Genomic DNA, 19139 nt, shown 5'->3' with positions numbered 1-19139 from the left:
GGGCAATATTCCGGCCACGTTGGCCCGGCCCCTGCTTTTTTATAGCGCCAAACGACCTCGCCGTCTGCCGCGATTCTTTGCATTCTGGTTAAGATGGGTTTCAGACTGTAAAAAATGCAAGGTCAGGTTCCGTGCCGGGAAAAGATGGCCTTATCAGCTGGCATCGCCGGCGCCTGATGGCGGGCAAAACAGATGAAAATACGTTCCCTTTCATCTGCCCTATACGGGCTAAATTCATCTCACCCTTCTCATCCGTCTCGGCACATTGCATTCGCCTGGCGCACGGGTTGATAAGCCGAATTAAATAACGAGGATTTTCCTTTGCTAAGCTGAAAGATATACCTTATTCGTTTAACCAAGGAGAATGCTATGACGCAGCTTAAAACCCGCCAGCTCGGCAACAGTGGTATCAACGTGCCGCTTCTGACTTTTGGCGGCAATGTGTTTGGCTGGACGGTAGACGAGAAAACCTCGTTTTCCCTACTTGATGCGCTGGTTGAAAAAGGTCTGTTCTTTATTGATACCGCAGACGTCTATTCCCGCTGGGCACCAGGCAATCAGGGTGGCGAGTCAGAAACCATCATCGGCAAATGGCTGAAGAAAAGCGGCAAACGCGACAAGATCGTGCTGGCGACAAAAGTCGGTATAGAGATGTCGCCAGAGAAAAAAGGGCTGAAACCCGCCTATATTCGCCAGGCCGTGGAGGATTCCCTGCGCCGCCTGCAAACGGATGTTATCGACCTCTATCAGGCACATCGTGACGACGAATCCACGCCGCTGGCCGATACGCTGGGCACTTTCGACGCACTGGTGAAAGAAGGAAAAGTGCGGGCGCTGGGTGCATCCAATTACAGCGCGCAGCGGTTGCAGGCGGCGCTGGATATCAGCAAGCAGCAGGGGCTGGCGCGCTATGAAACCCTGCAGCCGGAATACAACCTTTACGACCGTGAAGGTTATGAAAGTGAACTGGAGCAGGTCGCACGCGACAACCACCTTGGCGTGATCAATTACTATGCGCTGGCCAGCGGCTTTCTGAGCGGTAAATACAAGAAACCTCAGGATGCCGCGAAAAGTCAGCGCGGCCAGGGCATTGTGGATAAATACCTGAACGAACGCGGCTTGCGGATTGTTGAGGCGCTCGAAGATGTCGCCGCCTCGCATGATGCTTCGGCTACTCAGGTTGCACTGGCCTGGCTGATTGCCCGTCCGGGTATTACGGCACCGATCGTCAGCGCCACCTCCCTGCAACAGCTTGATGAACTGGTAAAGGCAACGGAACTGGCCTTAAGTAAGCAGGAGATTGAAGAACTCTCCCGCGCCAGCAAAGCCTGAGGCGAAAGGGATGCTCCGGCATCCCTTTTTTTACGCTGCCTCGCAATAAATGCCTTTTCTGTTAAAAACATATTCGTTCAGAGAGAGCTGTCACACTTGCGTTAATTACTTATTATCTTGACGTTATATACGCACGGATTTGCAAAAATTGACATTTAGTCAGCATTATTCTCTGCCCTGTCAATTACTGTCATTCACACAAGAATAATGATTATGAATATGCAAAAAGCAGTGCAGTTTATGCCTCGCCTGGCCGCGGGCACCCTGATGTTTACGATGCTAAGCGCCTCCGCGCTGGCCGCCGATGCCTTCAGCTACGATTCACCTTATCTGTTTGGTGACTGGAACGGTTCGCGAACACAGCTGGAACAAGACGGCATTAAATTAGACGTTAATTACACCATGGAAAGCGCCGCTAATCTGGGCGGCGGCGCCGATACCCATACCTCAATGCGTTACAGCGATCAGTGGGCTTTCGGGGCCAATTTTGACCTGCAAAAACTCCTCGACTGGCAGGATACTCAGTTCCAGGTGACCATCACCGATCGTAATGGTCGCAACATCTCCGATCAGGTTGCCGACCGTCGCACCGGGATGCTCTCTTCGACACAGGAAGTCTACGGCCGCGGCCAGACCTGGCGACTGACGCAGTTCTGGTTAAGCAAAGGCCTTTTCGATAACACAGTGAATGTTAAAGCCGGCCGCGTTACCGTCGGAGAAGACTTCGATAATTTCGACAGCAAGTTTCAGAACCTGGCATTCGGCAGCGGTCAGGCCGGTAACTGGCGCGGCGATCGCTGGTTTAACTGGCCGGTATCCCAGTGGGGCGGACGGGTGAAGGTTAACTTTACCCCTGAGGTCTTTTTCCAGGTTGGTTTCTATAATCAGAACCGCGCGAACTACGACCGGGGCGACGGCTTCCGTCTTGATACCAGCAATTCTGAAGGCAATCTGGTGCCGGTCGAACTGGGCTGGAAACCGACTTTCGGACCGGAGAAGCTGCCGGGTAATTATCGCATCGGCTACTACTACTCGTCGGCAAATGGCGATAACTACGGCAGCTGGCGTGATGGCGCCTATCAGAGCAAAGACCATGCCTACGGCGGCTATGTGCTGTTACAGCAGCAGCTTACGGCACAAGGCGGTGATGCCAGCCGTGGCCTGGGCGTCAGCCTTCAGGCGGTCATGAACGATCATAAAACCTCTAAAACAGATAACTACCAGTCCATCAGCTTCACCTGGAAAGGGCCGTTTGATGCCCGTCCGCAGGATGAGATTGGTGTGGGGGCCGCGCGTATTCACGTTAACAGCGCCTATACCCGCTCGCTGCGTGCGCAGAACGATGCCAGCGGCCAGACTGACTTTACGAGTCCAACCTACCTGCCCATCCAGGAGGGGTCGGAATACAATTATGAGATTTACTACAACGCCCAGTTGACCAGGTGGCTGCAGTTGCGTCCTAACCTGCAATACGTTGTTGCGCCGGGCGCCGTCAGTGAGGTGAAAGATGCCTTTGTGGGTGGAATCAGCGCTAACGTGAACTTCTGATTCCGCCTTCATGCCAGCCGGGCAGGTGACCGCATCCGGCTGGCTGGTTTTATCGTGCACGTGGCAGCGCCCCGGCGTGCCGCGCTGGCTCACCTGGCCCCGTGCGAGTGACCTCCCCTTCCTCTGCCAGCAATATGCGCAATATTTTGCAAATCATGCCTCATGTGATGCGATATAACCGTATCACACGCGTTCAGACTGTCAGGAAAAAAATGAAAACCTACGTCAGCAAAGCTTTCTCAGCCGAAAAGGCCTGGGGCGCCCTCGACATTGCTAATTTTGAAGGCACAACCGTGCGCCTTCACTGGACAGACAGGCCTTACAAATGGCATATCAATGATGGCCAGGAAGTGTTTGCCGTTATGGATGGTTGCGTTGACATGCATTACAAGGAAGCGGGAGAAACGAAGACAATTCGTCTCGAAACGGGCGATATTTTCTATGCCAGTATCGGTACCGAGCATGTCGCCCATCCCCAGGGTGAAGCGCGAGTGCTGGTGATCGAAAAAGAAGGTTCAGTCTAATTCTGCTGGATTGCCCTTCTGCCCTTCTGCCCGTCGGGCTGAGGGCAATCCACCACACCGTCTACAGGACCGTCGCCATGAATGCGTTAATCAGTCTTGAGGATCTGGGGCCACGCATCTGCATTATGGGGCCGTCTAACAGCGGAAAATCAACGCTTGCGACCGCGATCTCACATCACACCGCCCTGCCTGCCATTCATCTTGACCAACTTTATCACCTGCCCAATACCCACTGGCAGCCAAGAGAGAAGGCTGAGTTTTTGCATTTACATCATCAGGCTATTCACCGGGATTGTTGGGTAATGGACGGCAACTACACAGCCTGTCTTAACGAACGACTGGCGCGAGCAACCGGCTATATTCTGCTTGATGTCCCAATGCCCGCCAGCTTGCTGCGTTACGTCAGACGCTGTTACGCCAGTGCCAACCGGCCGGGCGCACTTGAGGGCAGTGTGGATAAGGTGAACTGGGCGATGATAAAGCACATCGCGTTGATAACGCCGGGAAACCGCAGGCGCTATAAAACGCGCTACCCGCACATCGATCTGCCCAAATGCTTTTTGCAGGGCACAAAGGCGATTGATGAGGCTTACAGGCGCTGGAATTTGGCTGTGTAATCCGCGTATTCTTGTCCGGGATCGGTCGTGTCTGGCCCGGTTGTATGGTGGGAGGCGTTGCGCCTTACCGCGTCCGGTGCAGCCAACCTGGCCTCTGCCGGTGAAGCGCGATGTCCGGTCGTTTTTATTCTGATGACAATGCCCTTTCGCGACGCTAACAGGCAGGGAGACAGTGAAATGGAAATAATACTGGCAGAAGACAGCCACGTTCCGGCAATACAACAGATTTACGCCCATCACGTATTACAGGGCACGGGCAGTTTTGAAATCGTCCCGCCCGACGAGGCAGAGATAGCCAGCCGGCTGGAAAAACTTCGCGCCGCCGGGCTGCCCTGGTTCGTCGCCCTCAGTGAAGGACAGGTTTGTGGCTACTGTTATCTGAGCTTTTACCGGCCCCGTTATGCCTATCGTTTCACCCTGGAGGATTCCCTGTATATTGCGCCCGCGTTCCAGGGAAAAGGCATTGGCAAACGCCTGCTGGCCCATGCTATTCACTGGGCTGAGTCCCGCGGCTTTCGCCAGATGGTGGGAAACGTAGGTGACAGTGCCAATGTGGCCTCTATCGCCCTGCACCGTGCCGCCGGTTTTACCGTGACCGGCACATTAACGTCGGTGGGGTTCAAGCATGGCCGCTGGCTGGATACGGTGCTGATGCAGCGCACGCTCGGTGACGGAGACAGCACGCTACCTGAAAACTAAGCCTGGCTCGGCAGGCCTGCTGTACCGAAAAGGGCGTTTTCAGGCGGTGAAGCCCAGCTCTTCTGAAATGGCCTGCGCCGTGGCAACCACCTTCGCCATCAGATGCTTCGCGCCAATCTGCTGCAGCTTGGCCGTCGGCAGGGATACCGAAACCGCATAAGGGACACGCTGCTGAATATCGAACACCGGTGCCGCAATGCAGGTGACGCCCAGTTCATTTTCTTCGCGATCCATCGCGGTGCGCTGCTGAAGAATATCGTTGAGTTCCTGCTGCATCTCGGGCAGCGTGGTAATGGTATTTTTCGTCAGTTGCTCAATGCTGTCCTGATGGTTTTGCCAGTATTGCAGCAGGTACTCTTCGCTGCCCCAGGCCAGAAAAATTTTGCCCATGGCTGAACAGTAGAGCGGCATATGCTGACCGATGTAGGCGCGGGTGCGCATCATGCCCGTAGTAGGTTCTAACTTGTTGATCAAGACAACGTGATCGTCTTCGCGGCTGGAGAAGTTCACGGTTTCACCCACGTCCAGGTTGAGTTTTTCCAGATGTGGCCCTGCAACGTGAATAATATTGAGCGACGACAGCGCCTTCTGACCGACTGAAATAAACTTGGTGGTTAAGCGGTAACTCCCGGGCGAAGGTGCCTGGGTCACGTAACCGCTGCTGTGCAGCCCCTGCAACAGGCGATGTACGGTGCTTTTGTTCATTCCAGACAGTTCAGCAAGATGGGCTAGCGGGCAACCGTTAGGATAATTACTTAACAATTCTATTAACTGCAGGCCACGAAACAGGCTTTGTGTCCCTAAGGGTTTATCGCTCTTCGTTTCCTTTGCTTTATCCACTTTCACCGCCATCCACCGACCCTCTCCATTTCTCACTTCCTGAACGCGCTAACGCATGATGTTAACTCAAGGCTTACCGACAGGGAATCTTTAGCTTTTTAGTGTGGTCGGGCGCACGCTTCTCGTCGTGACAGAAGTGCGCTGTTCATCACAAATTCAAAACAATATTTTAACTTACTGTTTCTTATAGATAAATATCCACCCTCCTTCTTTGCTTTTCCCCGGCGTCAGGAATACTATTTTTTGGAATAGTATTTCACATATTGAAATTAGCAACGAGCGGTCGCCGCTCTTGCTGCCGATACTCACCAGGCGTCACGGGAGGCAGAAATGCAACCTCATCCGGATAAACCGGTTCTTACACTCAGCCATATCACCAAACGCTTTGGCGGCAACCCCGCGGTTAATGATGTGAGTCTGGACGTCTTCCCCGGCGAGGTGGTGGCGCTACTGGGGGAAAACGGCGCAGGTAAATCCACCCTGATCAAAGTGCTGGCTGGCGTGTATACCAGCGATGAGGGCCAGATTACCTTTCAGGGAAACGTCACGGCATCCGCCGCCGCGTTGAAAACGGCAACCAGCCAGCCCATCGCGTTTATTCACCAGGACCTGGGGCTGATTGAGTGGATGACCGTGGCGGAAAATATGGCACTGGTGATGGGATTCAACCGCCGCTTTGGCCTGATCAACTGGCGGGCGGTGCGTGAGCGGGCGCGTTCGGCGCTGGAGGAAGTCGGTATTCAGCTGGACCCCGATGCCCGCGTGTTTGAACTGTCGCGGACAGAGAAATCGCTGCTGGCCATCGCCCGTGCCGTCGCGGTCAACGCCGAAGTGCTGGTGCTGGATGAGCCCACCGCCTCGCTGCCCGCCAACGACGTGCGCCACCTGTTTGGCGTGATTGAACGACTGAAAAGCCGCAACGTCGGCATGATTTACGTGACACATCGCCTGGATGAGGTGATCGAAATTGCCGACCGTATTTGCGTGATGCGTGACGGTAAACGCGTTGCGGAAGGCGTTACGGCAGATTACAAGCTTCACGATCTGGTGGAAATGATTGTGGGCGAGGCGCTGGAGAGTAACCAGCGACTTGCGCTGCCCGAGGCGCGGCCGCCGGTGCTGTCGCTGAATCAGCTGTGCATTGACGAAGTCGGGCCGGTTTCTTTTAGCCTGCAGCCAGGCGAGATGCTGGCGCTGGCAGGACTGCGCGGAGCCGGTCAGGAAGAAATAGGCCGAATGCTGTTTGGCCTGAAGCAGGCCACCAGCGGACAGGTTATTTTTCGCGACACCCCCTGCCACCCACGCTCTCCCCGTGAGGCGATGGCAGCGGGCATCTCACTGGTTGCAGGCGACCGCACGGGCGAAAGTCTGGTGATGTCGATGAGCGTGCGTGAAAACCTGTTTATTAATCCCTGCGCCAGCGGTCATCGGCTGATATCGCACTATGGTCGCCGCGCCGAGGTAGGCGCCAGCTGGTGGAAAGTCCAGCTGTTCGACGTGCGTCCCAAAGACGTCAACCTGGATATCAGCGCCCTGTCCGGCGGCAACCAGCAGAAAGTGGTCATGGCCCGCTGGATGCACCTCAACGCGCCGCTACTGATTCTTGAAGATCCTACCGCTGGCGTGGATGTCGGCGCACGCGAAGAGATTTATCACCTGCTCAATAAAGCCCTCGCCGAAGGCGTGGCGGTGCTGGTGATTTCCAATGACCTTGAAGAAATTGCTCATATCTGCAACCGCGCGCTGGTGTTTAACCGGGGCCAGGTGGTGGGTGAGCTGAGAAATGAACAGGTTACGTTTGCAGGTTTACTGGAGCTGGCCTCGGCCAGTTCTGCTGCTCCATTAGCTACCGTCTGAACAGGCAGTCAGGAGAAACGAAATGTCTAAAACCTCGGTGAAGTCCACCGCGCTCGAACAACGGGTCAGCCTTGCTCAGCATGGCTTTGCGCCGTGGTCGATGCAGATCCTCACCCGCTACGGGCTACTGCTGTTATGTGTGCTGTTAGCGTTACTGTTTTCAGTTCTGTCCCCCACCTTCGCTTCGATGTTGACCGTACAGGCGATTCTGTCCAGTAAGGCAAAAATTGCGCTGCTGGCGCTGGCGGCCACATTGCCAATGATCGTTGGCAAAATCGACCTCAATGTCGGTTTTGGCATCGTGCTGTGGCACATCCTGGCCATTACGCTGCAGGTGGAATATGGCTTTTCCTGGCAGATGGCGGTGCTGACGGTGCTGGTGTTGTCGGCCCTGTATGGCCTGCTTAACGGCATCCTGGTCGCGCTGGCAGACATTGACAGCTTCGTCGCCACGCTGGGCTCCGGGACGGTGCTGTATGCCATTGCGCTGTGGCACTCCGGCGGCCGACAAATTGTGGGCGATTTACCGGATGCGTTCAGCGCGCTGCACAGCACGGAAATCCTTGGCATTCCGATTGGCGCATTCTATGTGCTGGGCCTGGCGCTGGCGTTATGGCTGATCACCGAGCATACGCCGCTGGGAAGATGCATGTATGCCGTGGGCGGTAATCCCGTCGCGGCACGCCTCAACGGCATCGCCGTTAATAAGTACGTCATTGGATCCTTTATCGCCTCCAGCGTCATTACCGGCTTCAGCGGCGTGCTGATTGCCGCAGAACAGGGCGTCGGCCAGGCCAGCGTCGGGATGGATTACCTGCTGCCTGCCTTAGTGGGCGCCTTTCTGGGCAGCACCACCATTCGTCCGGGACGGGTTAACGTTTGGGGCACCGTAGTGGGCATCGCCATTCTGGCTATTGGTATCGCCGGTATTCAGCAGTTTGGTGGCGCCTTCTGGGTTGAACCCTTATTTAACGGTGCCACGCTGTTGCTGTCGATTACGCTTGCCGGCTACGCCCAGCGTCGCCGTATGTTGAACCAAAAAGCTGTCGTGCGCAGTCAGAGCACGCCAGCAACAACACCTGACCCACAGCAAAAAACCATCACACCAGGGAACTCATTATGAAAAATCCGGTATTTGGTCTTTCTCTCGTTGCCATGCTGGTCGCCTCTCTGCCCGCTCATGCAGACAGCTACCTGGAACAGGCCACCGCGGCCGTCGCCAAAGCCACGTCCAGCGCCACCACCTGGGATGGCCCTACCACGGGGCCGAAACTCCAGGCGAACAAGAAACTGATTTTTATCGCCTCAGATATGAAAAATGGCGGCGTACAGGGGGTTCAGCAGGGGCTGAGCGAGGCGGCGAAAGTGGCGGGCTGGAAGCTGGATACGCTGGACGGTGCGGGGTCGGTGAAAGATCAGCTTGCCGCGCTGAATCAGGCTATTGCCCAGCGCCCTGACGGCATCATTATTGGCGGCTGGAACCCCAACGTCGCCAAAATGCCGCTCAAAAAAGCGGTCCAGCAAAAGATAGTGCTGATGGCCTGGCATGCGGAGCCACAGCCAGGCCCGATTAAGCAGTACGGCATTACGGATAACATTACTTCTGACTCAAATGAGGTTGCCCGTCTGGCGGCACAGTACGCGGTGGTGAAATCAGGCGGTAAAGCTCAGGTCATCATCTTTACCGACTCGCTGTACAAAATCGCGCTGGATAAAGCCAATGCGATGAAGCAGGAAATTGAAAAGTGCAGCGAGTGTAAGGTCATCGACTTTATTGACACGCCGCTGGCCGATACCTCTAACCGTATGCCGTCGCTCACCTTCAGCTTGTTACAGAAGTACGGCGACCGCTGGCAGTACTCGCTGGCGATTAACGATCTCTATTTTGACTTCATGGCACCGGCGCTGAAAACCGCAGGCAAGGGGGGCAAAAACGCGCCATACAATATCTCTGCGGGCGACGGGTCTGTCTCGGCCTTCCAGCGTATTCGCAATGGTGAAAGCCAGTCGGCAACCGTGGCAGAACCGTTAAAACTGCACGGCTGGCAGTTGCTGGATGAGTTCAACCGCGCCTTCGCTGGCCAGCCGCCTTCCGGCTATGTCACGCCTGCGCACTTAATTACTCAGGAAAATATTAGCCGGGATGGCGGACCGCAAAATAACTACGACCCCGAAAACGGTTATCAGCAGCACTATAAAACCATTTGGGGCGTGAAGTAACGGAGGCCAGCAGCATGCAGGTAGAAAAACTGTGTTCCCCTGCCATCTGGGCCGAAGGCCCGGTATGGCTGCCGCAGCACGATGCGGTGGTATTCAGCGATGTCAAAGGCAACCGCATGTACTGCTGGCAGCGCAACGGTGAGCTCAGCATCTGGCGTCATCACGCTAACTATGCCAACGGCAATGCCCGGGATGGGCAGGGACGCGTAGTCAGCTGCGAACACGGCCGCCGGGCTATCAGCCGGACCGAACTGGATGGCACGGTCAACGTGTTGATCGACAAAGTAGAGGGCAAGCGCTTTAACTCGCCCAACGATCTGGCGATCCGCGCCGATGGCACCATCTGGTTTACCGATCCGCCTTACGGGATCGTTAACGATCACGAAGGCTATCTGGCCCCGAGTCAGGTGATTGGCTGCTATCTCTACTGCTTCGATCCCGCCTCCGGGCAGCTCAGTATTGCGGCCAGCGATCTGCAACGGCCTAACGGGCTGGCGTTTTCGCCCGACGAGAGCCTGCTGTATGTTGCCGATATGTCGGTGGTGGACTTTCCAACTCTGGGGCGCCACCAGCTCCGGGTCTATCAGGTTAAAGGACGCGAGCTGTCGCCCGGCCAGTTTTTTGCCGATGTCACGCCGGGCTTCCCGGACGGATTCTGTGTCGATTCTCACGGCGACATTTACTGTAGCTGCGCAGACGGCGTGATTATTTTTAACCCTGACGGAGAGCGCAAAGGCAAAATTCCGATCCCTGAAACGGTATCCAACTGCACATTGGGTGGGCCGGATAATAATGAACTCTATATCACCGCAAACACGTCGCTCTACCGGGTAAGGCTGCCCTAAGCCGTCTGCTCAGGCAGGGATGCCGCACGCGTCAATCAGGTCAGCCTCTCTTGGGCTGACCGGCCCGCCTGTGGGCAAAATCTGGCGAATAAGCCAGAGATCACAAAAGCCGACAATAAATATAAGATACTGATTTTTATTGATTAATTTTTCGGTCATTTCTTTGACTGGCCCGGCTTTTCCCCATAGCATTTAGTTGAAATGACATTCCACATTATGAAATAAAGCGGTAACGCTGGGAGTATCAGTCGTATGAGAATCAGCTATCAGCAGTTGTATGAGGAGTTTCTCCGCGTACTTACAGGTCGTAACGTGCCTCAGGATAAAGCCGAAGCCTGCGCGCGCATGTTTACCGAAACCAGTCTCAACGGCGTGTATTCCCACGGCGTAAACCGCTTCCCGCGGTTTATTCAGCAGCTGGATGCTGGCCATATCGTGCCCGAGGCGGAACCACAAAAAGTCCTGTCGCTGGGCGCGATCGAGCAGTGGGATGCGCAGCGCGCCATCGGCAACATCACCGCGCACGGGATGATGGATCGTGCTATGGCCCTGGCATCGGATCACGGTATTGGGCTGGTGGCACTGCGTAATGCCAATCACTGGATGCGCGGCGGCAGTTATGGCTGGCAGGCAGCGGAAAAGGGCTTTGTGGGCATTTGCTGGACGAACTCCATTGCCGTGATGCCGCCCTGGGGCGCGAAAAGCGGCGCTATCGGCACCAACCCGCTGATCATCGCCGTACCAGGCGAGCCAATCACCATGGTGGATATGTCGATGTCGATGTTCTCCTACGGCATGCTGGAAGTGAACCGTCTGGCCGGTAAGAGCCTGCCGGTCGATGGCGGATTTGATGATGAAGGCAATTACACGCGCGATCCGGCCACTCTTGAGCAGAACCGTCGCATCTTACCCATGGGTTACTGGAAAGGCTCCGCGCTGTCGGTGGTGCTGGACATGCTGGCCACCCTGCTCTCCAACGGTGCCTCCGTCACCGAAGTGACACACGACAACGGCGATGAATTCGGCATCTCGCAGGTCTTTATCGCGATTGATGTTGACCGCCTTATCGACGGTGAAACCCGCCAGCACAAGCTCGACCGCATCCGGGCATCGATTATCAACGCTGAACGGGCCGACAGCGCGCAGGCCATTCGCCTGCCCGGCGATAAGTTTCCGCCGCTGCGGGCTGAAAATCAGCGACTTGGCATTCCGGTAGATGAGCGCGTCTGGGCGCGTATCCAGGCGCTGTAAGGAGGGAATCATGATCACCGGACACATCGCGAATACCGACCCGCGTCACTATCCTCCGGCGATCGCCAAAGCGATCGCCTGCCTGACCCGCTACGACCTGCTCACCCTGGCGGCGGGACGTTATCAGGACAGTGAAACCGGCTGGGTTATGCAGGTACTGGATCTGCACACCGTTCCGGCCGAGGAGAACTACCCGGAAGCACACCGCCTGCACATTGATGTGCAGTACCTGGTTACGGGCGAAGAAGTCATCGGCGTCGCAACGCAGCCTGTGGATTTCGCGGTGCATCAGCCTTACGACCCGGAGCGCGACATTATTTTTTACCAGCACGTGCCGCATGAGACCCAGGTGCGCATGCTGCCGGGCACCTTTGCCGTGTTTTTTCCGCAGGATATCCACCGGCCTAATTGCGCGGTGAGCACGCCAGGACCGATTCGCAAAGTGGTGGTCAAGATCCCCACCTGCGATCTGGCGTAAGCAAGGAGAAAGGCCATGAGTCTGACATCAACTGCCGTTAACCGTGAAAAGATCCCTGCCCTGCGCTGGTTACGGATCATTCCGCCTGTCCTGATCACCTGCATCATTTCCTATATGGATCGGGTTAATATTGCCTTTGCCATGCCGGGCGGAATGGACGCCGAACTGGGCATCAGCGCCTCAATGGCCGGTCTGGCGGGCGGTATTTTCTTCATTGGTTACCTGTTTTTGCAGGTGCCAGGCGGCAAGCTGGCCGTCTACGGTAACGGCAAACGCTTTATTGGCTGGTCGCTGCTGGCCTGGGCAGTCATTTCGATACTGACCGGCATGGCAACCAGTCAGTACCAGCTGCTGGCACTGCGCTTTGCGTTAGGGATCGCCGAAGGCGGCATGCTGCCGGTGGTGCTGACGATGATCGGCAACTGGTTCCCGGATGCCGAGCGCGGCCGCGCCAATGCGATTGTGATCATGTTTGTCCCGATCGCCGGGATCATTACCGCGCCGCTCTCCGGCTGGATCATTACCGGCTGGGACTGGCGCATGCTGTTTTACGTGGAAGGCGCGTTATCGCTGGTCGTCATGGCCCTGTGGCATTTCACCATCAGCAACCGGCCGCAGGAGGCGAAGTGGATTTCTCCGGCTGAAAAGCAGTATCTGATTACGACCCTGCACAACGAGCAACTGATGATCAAAGAGCAGAACGTGCGCAACGCTTCTCTGCTTAAGGTCATGCACGAGCCCGTGATGTGGAGGCTGATTCTGGTCAATTTCTTTTATCAGACCGGCATTTACGGCTACACCCTGTGGTTGCCCACCATTCTTAAAGAGCTGACCCACGGCAATGTCGAGCAGGTTGGTATGCTGGCCATACTGCCCTACGTCGGGGCGATCTTCGGCATGTTTCTGTTTTCTGTTCTTTCGGATGCAACCGGGCGGCGCAAGCTGTTTGTGGCGCTGCCACTGGCAGGTTTTGCGCTATGCATGGCGCTGTCGGTGTTGCTAAAAGCGCATATCTGGTGGTCCTACGCGGCGCTGGTGGGCTGTGGCGTGTTTATTCAGTCTGCCGCGGGCGTGTTCTGGAGTATTCCGCCGCGCCTGTTCAATGCCGAGGTCGCGGGCGGGGCACGCGGCCTGATCAACGCACTGGGCAACCTTGGCGGCTTCTGTGGGCCTTACATGGTCGGCGTGCTGATTGCGTTCTACAGCAAAGATGCCGGGGTTTACAGCCTTGCCATTTCGCTGGCGCTGGCTGCGCTGCTGGCAATGACCCTGCCTGCCCGCTGTGATTCTGCGAAACGGGAGGCATTATGAAACGCTGGCTGGGACTGGACTGCGGCGGCACCTTTATTAAAGCCGGACTCTACGACAGGCAGGGCCGCGAGCTGGCCGTTGCGCGGCAAAACCTGCCGGTACAGGTACCAGAGCCGGGTTATGCCGAACGCGATATGACGCTGCTCTGGCAGCAGGCGGCAGCGGTCATTCGCGAAGTACTGACCCGCAGCGGTCAGGATGCCGCCGACGTCGCTGGATTAGGCATCTCTGCTCAGGGTAAAGGGCTGTTTCTGCTGGATAAAGATCGCAATCCGCTGGGAAATGGCATCTTATCCTCCGATCGTCGCGCCCTGAGCCTGGTGCAACAGTGGCAGCGGGAAGGCATGCCGCAAAAACTCTATCCTCTCACCCGGCAGACGCTCTGGACCGGCCATCCGGTGTCGCTCCTGCGCTGGCTAAAGCAGCATCAGCCGCAGCGCTACGCCGCAATCGGCAGCGTACTGATGGCCCACGACTACCTGCGTTTCTGTCTGACCGGCGAGCTGGCCTGTGAAGAAACTAACATCTCTGAATCCAATCTGTACGACATGCAGGCGGCAGACTGGTCGCCCGCGCTGGCTGAGATGCTGGATATCAGCGAGATCGTGCCGGCGTTGCCCCCGATTGTGGCATCAACGCAGATTGCCGGCTATGTAACCGCGCAGGCTGCCGCCGCATGCGGTTTGCTGCCCGGCACGCCTGTGGTCGGGGGCCTGTTTGACGTGATGTCCACCGCGCTGTGTGCGGGACTGAATGACGCAACGCGCCTGAACGCGGTGATGGGCACCTGGTCGGTGACCAGCGGCATTACCGACTGCATTAGCGATGAAGCAGACTATCCCTACGTTTACGGTCGCTATGCCATTGAAGGCCAGTATCTTATCCACGAAGCCAGCCCGACATCGGCGGCAAACCTGGAGTGGTTCTGTGAACAGTGGGGCATCCGCGACTACCAACAATTAAATCAGTGGGTCGAGGAGCTGGAACCTGCCAGCAGCGCGCTGCTGTTTCTGCCTTTTCTGTACGGCACCAACGCCGGGGCCGACCTGCACGGCAGTTTCTTTGGTCTGCAGGCGGGCCACACGCGTGCCCACCTGGTGCAGGCCATCTACGAAGGCGTGGTGTTCTCCCACCTGACGCATCTCAACCGCATTCTGCAACGCTTTCCTCAGGTCACTGCCCTGCGTCTGAGCGGCGGCCCTACGCGCTCCGCGCCCTGGATGCAGATGTTTGCCGATGCCAGCGGCCTGCGCGTTGAAGTGCCGCAGATCAGCGAAAGCGGCTGTCTGGGCGCGGCGCTGGTGGCGTTGACCGGCACCGGTGCTTACACCTCGCTGCAGCAGGCCCAGCAGGCCCTGGCGCCGGATATCGTCACCTGGCTACCGGACAGCACACGGCATGCCCGTTATCAGCAGAAGTATCAGCGTTATCAGCATCTGATCCGCGTCCTGAGTGACGCACAAGGAGCCCTCTTATGAGCCTGCCTTTACTCCAGCTGGCGCTGGATCATACCGCGCTGGATGCGGCGCTGGAGACAGCACAGCAGCTGCATCAGCATGTCGATATCATCGAAGCCGGTACGTTGCTGTGCCTGAGCTGCGGAGTCGAAGCCGTGCGCCGTCTGCGCCAGCAGCATCCGCAAAAGACCCTGGTGGCCGACTATAAAGTGGCGGATGCCGGCGGCACGCTGGCAGACATGGCCTTCACGGCGGGCGCAAGCTGGATGACGGTCATCTGTGCCGCACCGTTGGCGACGTTTGCCAGCGCGCTGGACGTGGCGCAGCAGCACCAGGGCGATATTCAAATCGAACTGTTTGGTCACTGGACGCTGGACGATGCCCGCCGCTGGCGGCAACTGGGGCTGAAACAGGCCATTTACCATCGGGGGCGAGATGCCCAGGCCAGCGGGCAGCAATGGAATCAGCATGACCTGGATACCATGAAAGCCCTGTCGGATTTGGGTTTTGCGCTCTCCATCACGGGCGGCATTACGCCTCATGATCTTGCGCAATTTAAAGACGTTGACGTGAAAGCGTTTATCGCCGGGCGCGCCCTCAGCGATCCCGCCAGCGGCATTCAACGCGCAGCGGAATTCCATCAGGCCATTGCCAGCATTTGGGGAACAGTATGAAACGCCAGCATCCGTTAGGTATTTACGAGAAAGCCCTGCCCGCTAACCTCACCTGGCCTGAACGACTGGCGCTGGCAAAAGCCTGTGGCTTTGATTTTGTGGAAATGTCGGTAGACGAAACCGACGTGCGGCTGGAGCGCCTGACCTGGAGCAAAGAGCAGCGCCTGTCGCTGGTCAACGCCATGATTGAAACCGGCGTGACCATTCCCTCCATGTGCCTGTCGGCGCATCGCCGCTTTCCGTTTGGCAGTCACGATCCGGCGATCCGCCAGCGGGCAGACGATCTGATCGATCGCGCCATCCAACTGGCAAAGGACGTGGGGATCCGCACGATTCAGCTTGCCGGTTACGACGTCTATTACGAACCCCACGATGATGGCACCGTGGCGCGCTTTGCCGAAGGCTTGTCACGTGCGGTGCAACGCGCCGCCGCGGCGCAGGTGATGCTGGCGGTTGAGATCATGGATACCGAGTTTATGAACGCTATCAGCAAGTGGAAAGTCTGGGAGCAGCAGCAGGCTTCTCCATGGTTTTCCGTTTATCCGGACGTGGGCAATCTCAGCGCCTGGGGCAATGATGTCACCGCCGAACTGACCCTGGGTATTGATCGCATCGCCGCGATTCATTTGAAGGATACCCAACCCGTGACCGCAAGCTCGCCGGGCCAGTTTCGGGACGTCCCCTTTGGTCAGGGCTGCGTGGACTTTGTCGGCGTATTCCGCACGCTTAAGGCGCTGAACTATCGCGGATCGTTCCTGATTGAAATGTGGACGGAAAAAGCCGAGGAGCCGGTTGCAGAGATCGTGCAGGCCCGGCGCTGGATTGAACAGAAAATGCAGGAAGGAGGTTTAGTATGAGCATAGCCGCCATGAAAGAGCAGGTGCTGGCCGCCAACCTGGCGCTGCCGCGCCATCAGCTGGTGACCTTTACCTGGGGCAACGTCAGCGCTGTCGATCGCGCGCAGGGGCTGATGGCCATCAAACCCTCCGGCGTGGAGTACGACGGCATGACGGTGGACGACATCGTGGTCGTGGAACTGGAAAGCGGACGGGTGGTGGAAGGCAGTAAAAAACCCTCGTCGGATACCGCGACGCACCTGGCGCTCTACCGCGCCTTTGCGGATATTGGCGGCATTGTGCATACCCATTCGCGCCACGCCACCATCTGGGCGCAGGCCGGTCAGGACCTGCCCGCCTGGGGCACAACCCATGCCGACTATTTTTATGGGGCCATTCCCTGCACCCGGCTGATGACGGAGGCCGAAATAGCCCGCGACTATGAACACAATACCGGCGAAGTGATTATTGAAACCTTCCGCACGCGCGGCATCAGCCCGACCGCTATTCCTGCCGTGCTGGTTAACGCGCACGGGCCCTTTGCCTGGGGAAAAGACGCCGATAACGCGGTTCACAATGCGGTGGTGCTGGAAGAGATCGCCTATATGGGCATTTTCTCCCGCCAGCTGACGCCCGGTATTACCCACATGCAACAGCCCTTACTGGACAAGCACTTTCTCAGAAAGCATGGAGCAAATGCCTATTACGGGCAGTAATCCACGGTGGTTATCTTACTCAGCAGGAGCGGTTAACTATGAACAGGTCGTTTCGTCTGACGTCCCCTGCCGACCGGCATTATGGTCCGGCGCTTTGGGCAGGGTTTTGGGGCGGCAACGTTGCCAGCTTCGTAAAATGGGGAACGGAGAATCCGTTTCCGCCCAGAACGCCTGACAGGGCGATTCCCCCTGCGGAGATGCTGCAGGATATGGGGATCAACGTCAGCAACCTGGTCTATCATTATTCCGGTCACGTGGTGAACTGGGGCGTTGCCGGGGTTCACCACCTGTTCTCAATCGTCTTCGCCCTGCTCTACTGCGCCCTGGCGGAGATCCTCCCGGTCGTTACGCTGGGCCAGGGCGTAGCGTTCGCCCTGCTCATTACCCTGGGCTTTCACGGCGTGATCTTGCCGATGAACGGCTGGGCACCGCCCTTGTGGCACCTGCCGTTAGCGGAAATCGCCTCGGAGACGTTGGGGCATATTCTGTGGATGTGGACGATTGAGATCTTCCGGCGCGCCATGGGCGGGAGCGTCTTTCCGCGCGCGTCCGCGTAGTGCCTGTATCCCCTCAAGTCATCATATTTGTTTAAGAACCCTCTGAAATCCCAACGGCGCACTTCTGTTCCTGTGCGCCTAACTCCGTCGATCGTCGCCATTTTTTCTGCAAAATTAGGCTATCAGGCAAAATCCTTTTTTCCTGGCTGCTAAATGGCGGTTGATAATCGTTAAGGCATTTTTACAATACGGCCTACCCTTAACCCTAACCGGCTCGTCCAAGCGAACGCCGTGATTGAGTAAACTGACAGGCCTGTAACGCTCATGAAAATCGTCTCAATCCAGTATCTGCGCGGCCTGGCTGCGCTACTTGTGGTGCTGGCGCACAACTCATCGCTGTTAGAAAGTCACTGGACCCGGCACATTCCCGGCGCGCTGGGCGTGGACGTATTCTTTATTATCAGCGGCTTCATCATGACTTTTATTACGCATCAGTTTAACGAAGCGCCGACGTCGTTCATGGTGAAACGCTTTTTCCGCATCTGGCCGGTCTTCTTTGTGGTTTGGCTGCTCTCGTTCGTGGTGGTTTATCACGACCGTTCGCTTCAGGATATGTCCTGTGCGCTCTACTTCTGCCTGCAGGATTACAGCAGCCCCGGGCCGACCTTTGGATTCAGCGCATTAGGTCCGCCGTGGACGCTTTCCTATGAGATCCTGTTCTACGCCGTATTCACCGTGGCGATGTGCATAAACTATCGCTACCGTAGCTTCCTGTGCGCACTGATTTTCCTCGCCTCCAGCGTGGGCTTTCAGCTGTATTACAACGGCAGTTTTACCTTTTCCTCTCAGGTTTCGCCTGATATGGCGGTGACGCACTGGTGGCAGGCGTGGATCAAACTTATCAGCAATACCATCTGCATGGAGTTTATCTTAGGGATGATGCTGGCTGAATTAATCGTCAGACAAAAGCTCCCTGAGCTGAATCCTCAGATGCGCAGAATACTGCAGGTGGGGCTGGTACTGGCGTTTGCGACAGCGCTGATGATTGGGCCGCAGCCGTTTGGCCTGCATGGCGGTTTCTGGCTGGCGGCGGCCATTATGAGCATCACGGTGATGCTGGGTTACCGCACGGAAAGTGGTCATAACCGCACGCTGATCTTCTTTGGCGATATCTCGTATTCGCTCTATCTCATCCACTATCCGATGATGATATTGCTGATGAACAGCCTGGCGGATAAAGCCTGGACGGACAATCTGATGATTTTCATCCTCTCCATTAGCATCAGTGTGGCGCTGGCCTCCGTGATGTTTTTCTGGATTGAAAAACCCGCCATTAAGGCAGGCAAACGCGTTGCCCGCTGGTTATCAACGCCGTTAACGCTGCACAGAAGTTCGTAACCCTTTAAAAGCAGCGGCCGCCCGGGCCAATGCTTCGCC

The 19139-nt window shown here is 56.7% G+C and carries 19 protein-coding genes; 18 read left to right on the top strand and 1 reads right to left on the bottom strand.

The window, feature by feature from the left end:
* Positions 1-369: 369 nt before the first annotated feature.
* The 5 genes from QLG08_RS14540 to QLG08_RS14520 all read left to right on the top strand — a co-directional run bounded on the left by QLG08_RS14540 (position 370) and on the right by QLG08_RS14520 (position 4720).
* On the top strand, positions 370-1332 hold the full coding sequence (locus QLG08_RS14540; protein WP_013024275.1) for an aldo/keto reductase: 963 nt from the start codon (positions 370-372) through the stop codon (positions 1330-1332).
* A 207-nt stretch (positions 1333-1539) separates the two neighbouring features.
* The gene (locus QLG08_RS14535; protein ID WP_013024274.1) at positions 1540-2880 is read left to right on the top strand and encodes a carbohydrate porin; all 1341 of its coding nucleotides are present in this window, start codon (positions 1540-1542) and stop codon (positions 2878-2880) included.
* A 212-nt stretch (positions 2881-3092) separates the two neighbouring features.
* Complete coding sequence (locus QLG08_RS14530) at positions 3093-3404, top strand: cupin (RefSeq protein ID WP_014606875.1); 312 nt, start codon at positions 3093-3095, stop codon at positions 3402-3404.
* Positions 3405-3481: 77 nt separating this feature from the next.
* Positions 3482-4021 (top strand): ATPase AAA, encoded by a 540-nt coding sequence (locus QLG08_RS14525; RefSeq protein WP_013024272.1) that lies wholly within the window; start codon positions 3482-3484, stop codon positions 4019-4021.
* Positions 4022-4198: 177 nt separating this feature from the next.
* Complete coding sequence (locus QLG08_RS14520) at positions 4199-4720, top strand: GNAT family N-acetyltransferase (protein WP_024471391.1); 522 nt, start codon at positions 4199-4201, stop codon at positions 4718-4720.
* Between the two features lie 39 nt (positions 4721-4759).
* On the opposite strand, the gene QLG08_RS14515 is transcribed toward QLG08_RS14520, so the two are convergent.
* Positions 4760-5572, bottom strand: a complete 813-nt coding sequence (locus QLG08_RS14515; RefSeq protein WP_014595130.1) for an IclR family transcriptional regulator — start codon at positions 5570-5572, stop codon at positions 4760-4762.
* Between the two features lie 318 nt (positions 5573-5890).
* Between QLG08_RS14515 and QLG08_RS14510 the strand changes: the two genes are divergently transcribed.
* The 13 genes from QLG08_RS14510 (at position 5891) to QLG08_RS14450 (ending at position 19100) form a co-directional block, all read left to right on the top strand.
* On the top strand, positions 5891-7417 hold the full coding sequence (locus tag QLG08_RS14510; RefSeq protein WP_028715958.1) for a sugar ABC transporter ATP-binding protein: 1527 nt from the start codon (positions 5891-5893) through the stop codon (positions 7415-7417).
* Positions 7418-7439: 22 nt separating this feature from the next.
* Entirely contained in the window at positions 7440-8540 is a 1101-nt protein-coding gene (locus QLG08_RS14505; RefSeq protein WP_028715957.1) for an ABC transporter permease, read from the top strand.
* Complete coding sequence (locus QLG08_RS14500) at positions 8537-9637, top strand: substrate-binding domain-containing protein (protein WP_013024267.1); 1101 nt, start codon at positions 8537-8539, stop codon at positions 9635-9637. Before QLG08_RS14505 ends, QLG08_RS14500 begins: the two co-directional genes overlap by 4 nt.
* Before the next feature lie 14 nt (positions 9638-9651).
* Positions 9652-10482: an SMP-30/gluconolactonase/LRE family protein gene (locus QLG08_RS14495; RefSeq protein ID WP_014595129.1), complete on the top strand. Its 831-nt coding sequence runs from the start codon at positions 9652-9654 to the stop codon at positions 10480-10482.
* 252 nt (positions 10483-10734) lie between these two features.
* Entirely contained in the window at positions 10735-11733 is a 999-nt protein-coding gene (gene yiaK / locus QLG08_RS14490; protein ID WP_014595128.1) for a 3-dehydro-L-gulonate 2-dehydrogenase, read from the top strand.
* Positions 11734-11743: 10 nt separating this feature from the next.
* The gene (locus tag QLG08_RS14485) at positions 11744-12211 is read left to right on the top strand and encodes a YhcH/YjgK/YiaL family protein (protein ID WP_028715956.1); all 468 of its coding nucleotides are present in this window, start codon (positions 11744-11746) and stop codon (positions 12209-12211) included.
* 15 nt (positions 12212-12226) lie between these two features.
* Positions 12227-13522, top strand: coding sequence for an MFS transporter (locus QLG08_RS14480; protein WP_028715955.1), 1296 nt, complete (start codon positions 12227-12229; stop codon positions 13520-13522).
* Positions 13519-15000 carry an FGGY-family carbohydrate kinase gene (locus QLG08_RS14475; protein WP_014595125.1) on the top strand — a complete coding sequence of 494 codons (1482 nt, stop codon included), beginning with the start codon at positions 13519-13521 and terminating at the stop codon, positions 14998-15000. Before QLG08_RS14480 ends, QLG08_RS14475 begins: the two co-directional genes overlap by 4 nt.
* The gene (gene ulaD / locus QLG08_RS14470) at positions 14997-15653 is read left to right on the top strand and encodes a 3-keto-L-gulonate-6-phosphate decarboxylase UlaD (RefSeq protein WP_174260848.1); all 657 of its coding nucleotides are present in this window, start codon (positions 14997-14999) and stop codon (positions 15651-15653) included. Before QLG08_RS14475 ends, ulaD begins: the two co-directional genes overlap by 4 nt.
* Positions 15650-16510 (top strand): L-ribulose-5-phosphate 3-epimerase, encoded by an 861-nt coding sequence (locus QLG08_RS14465; protein WP_014595123.1) that lies wholly within the window; start codon positions 15650-15652, stop codon positions 16508-16510. The genes ulaD and QLG08_RS14465 overlap by 4 nt, the downstream gene beginning before the upstream one ends.
* Positions 16507-17205, top strand: a complete 699-nt coding sequence (araD, locus tag QLG08_RS14460) for an L-ribulose-5-phosphate 4-epimerase (RefSeq protein WP_238493273.1) — start codon at positions 16507-16509, stop codon at positions 17203-17205. The genes QLG08_RS14465 and araD overlap by 4 nt, the downstream gene beginning before the upstream one ends.
* A 38-nt stretch (positions 17206-17243) precedes the next feature.
* Positions 17244-17762, top strand: coding sequence for a DUF1440 domain-containing protein (locus QLG08_RS14455; protein WP_014595121.1), 519 nt, complete (start codon positions 17244-17246; stop codon positions 17760-17762).
* Positions 17763-18026: 264 nt separating this feature from the next.
* A complete protein-coding gene (locus QLG08_RS14450) occupies positions 18027-19100 on the top strand; it encodes an acyltransferase (protein WP_014606882.1) in 1074 nt (357 codons plus the stop codon).
* The last annotated feature ends 39 nt before the right edge of the window (positions 19101-19139 follow it).

Origin of the sequence: Pantoea sp. V106_11 (genome assembly GCF_029967885.1) — a bacterium.
GTDB classification, from domain to species: Bacteria; Pseudomonadota; Gammaproteobacteria; order Enterobacterales; family Enterobacteriaceae; genus Pantoea; species Pantoea ananatis.
This window is presented reverse-complemented; position numbering and strand designations above follow the sequence as displayed.

Excerpts from the sequence above, each read along its gene's own strand:
- QLG08_RS14540 (WP_013024275.1), top strand. The coding sequence starts at position 370 with ATGACGCAGCTTAAAACCCGCCAGCTCGGCAACAGTGGTATCAACGTG.
- QLG08_RS14535 (WP_013024274.1), top strand. The coding sequence starts at position 1,540 with ATGATTATGAATATGCAAAAAGCAGTGCAGTTTATGCCTCGCCTGGCC.
- QLG08_RS14530 (WP_014606875.1), top strand. The coding sequence starts at position 3,093 with ATGAAAACCTACGTCAGCAAAGCTTTCTCAGCCGAAAAGGCCTGGGGC.
- QLG08_RS14525 (WP_013024272.1), top strand. The coding sequence starts at position 3,482 with ATGAATGCGTTAATCAGTCTTGAGGATCTGGGGCCACGCATCTGCATT.
- QLG08_RS14520 (WP_024471391.1), top strand. The coding sequence starts at position 4,199 with ATGGAAATAATACTGGCAGAAGACAGCCACGTTCCGGCAATACAACAG.
- QLG08_RS14515 (WP_014595130.1), bottom strand. The coding sequence starts at position 5,572 with ATGGCGGTGAAAGTGGATAAAGCAAAGGAAACGAAGAGCGATAAACCC.
- QLG08_RS14510 (WP_028715958.1), top strand. The coding sequence starts at position 5,891 with ATGCAACCTCATCCGGATAAACCGGTTCTTACACTCAGCCATATCACC.
- QLG08_RS14505 (WP_028715957.1), top strand. The coding sequence starts at position 7,440 with ATGTCTAAAACCTCGGTGAAGTCCACCGCGCTCGAACAACGGGTCAGC.
- QLG08_RS14500 (WP_013024267.1), top strand. The coding sequence starts at position 8,537 with ATGAAAAATCCGGTATTTGGTCTTTCTCTCGTTGCCATGCTGGTCGCC.
- QLG08_RS14495 (WP_014595129.1), top strand. The coding sequence starts at position 9,652 with ATGCAGGTAGAAAAACTGTGTTCCCCTGCCATCTGGGCCGAAGGCCCG.
- yiaK (WP_014595128.1), top strand. The coding sequence starts at position 10,735 with ATGAGAATCAGCTATCAGCAGTTGTATGAGGAGTTTCTCCGCGTACTT.
- QLG08_RS14485 (WP_028715956.1), top strand. The coding sequence starts at position 11,744 with ATGATCACCGGACACATCGCGAATACCGACCCGCGTCACTATCCTCCG.
- QLG08_RS14480 (WP_028715955.1), top strand. The coding sequence starts at position 12,227 with ATGAGTCTGACATCAACTGCCGTTAACCGTGAAAAGATCCCTGCCCTG.
- QLG08_RS14475 (WP_014595125.1), top strand. The coding sequence starts at position 13,519 with ATGAAACGCTGGCTGGGACTGGACTGCGGCGGCACCTTTATTAAAGCC.
- ulaD (WP_174260848.1), top strand. The coding sequence starts at position 14,997 with ATGAGCCTGCCTTTACTCCAGCTGGCGCTGGATCATACCGCGCTGGAT.
- QLG08_RS14465 (WP_014595123.1), top strand. The coding sequence starts at position 15,650 with ATGAAACGCCAGCATCCGTTAGGTATTTACGAGAAAGCCCTGCCCGCT.
- araD (WP_238493273.1), top strand. The coding sequence starts at position 16,507 with ATGAGCATAGCCGCCATGAAAGAGCAGGTGCTGGCCGCCAACCTGGCG.
- QLG08_RS14455 (WP_014595121.1), top strand. The coding sequence starts at position 17,244 with ATGAACAGGTCGTTTCGTCTGACGTCCCCTGCCGACCGGCATTATGGT.
- QLG08_RS14450 (WP_014606882.1), top strand. The coding sequence starts at position 18,027 with ATGAAAATCGTCTCAATCCAGTATCTGCGCGGCCTGGCTGCGCTACTT.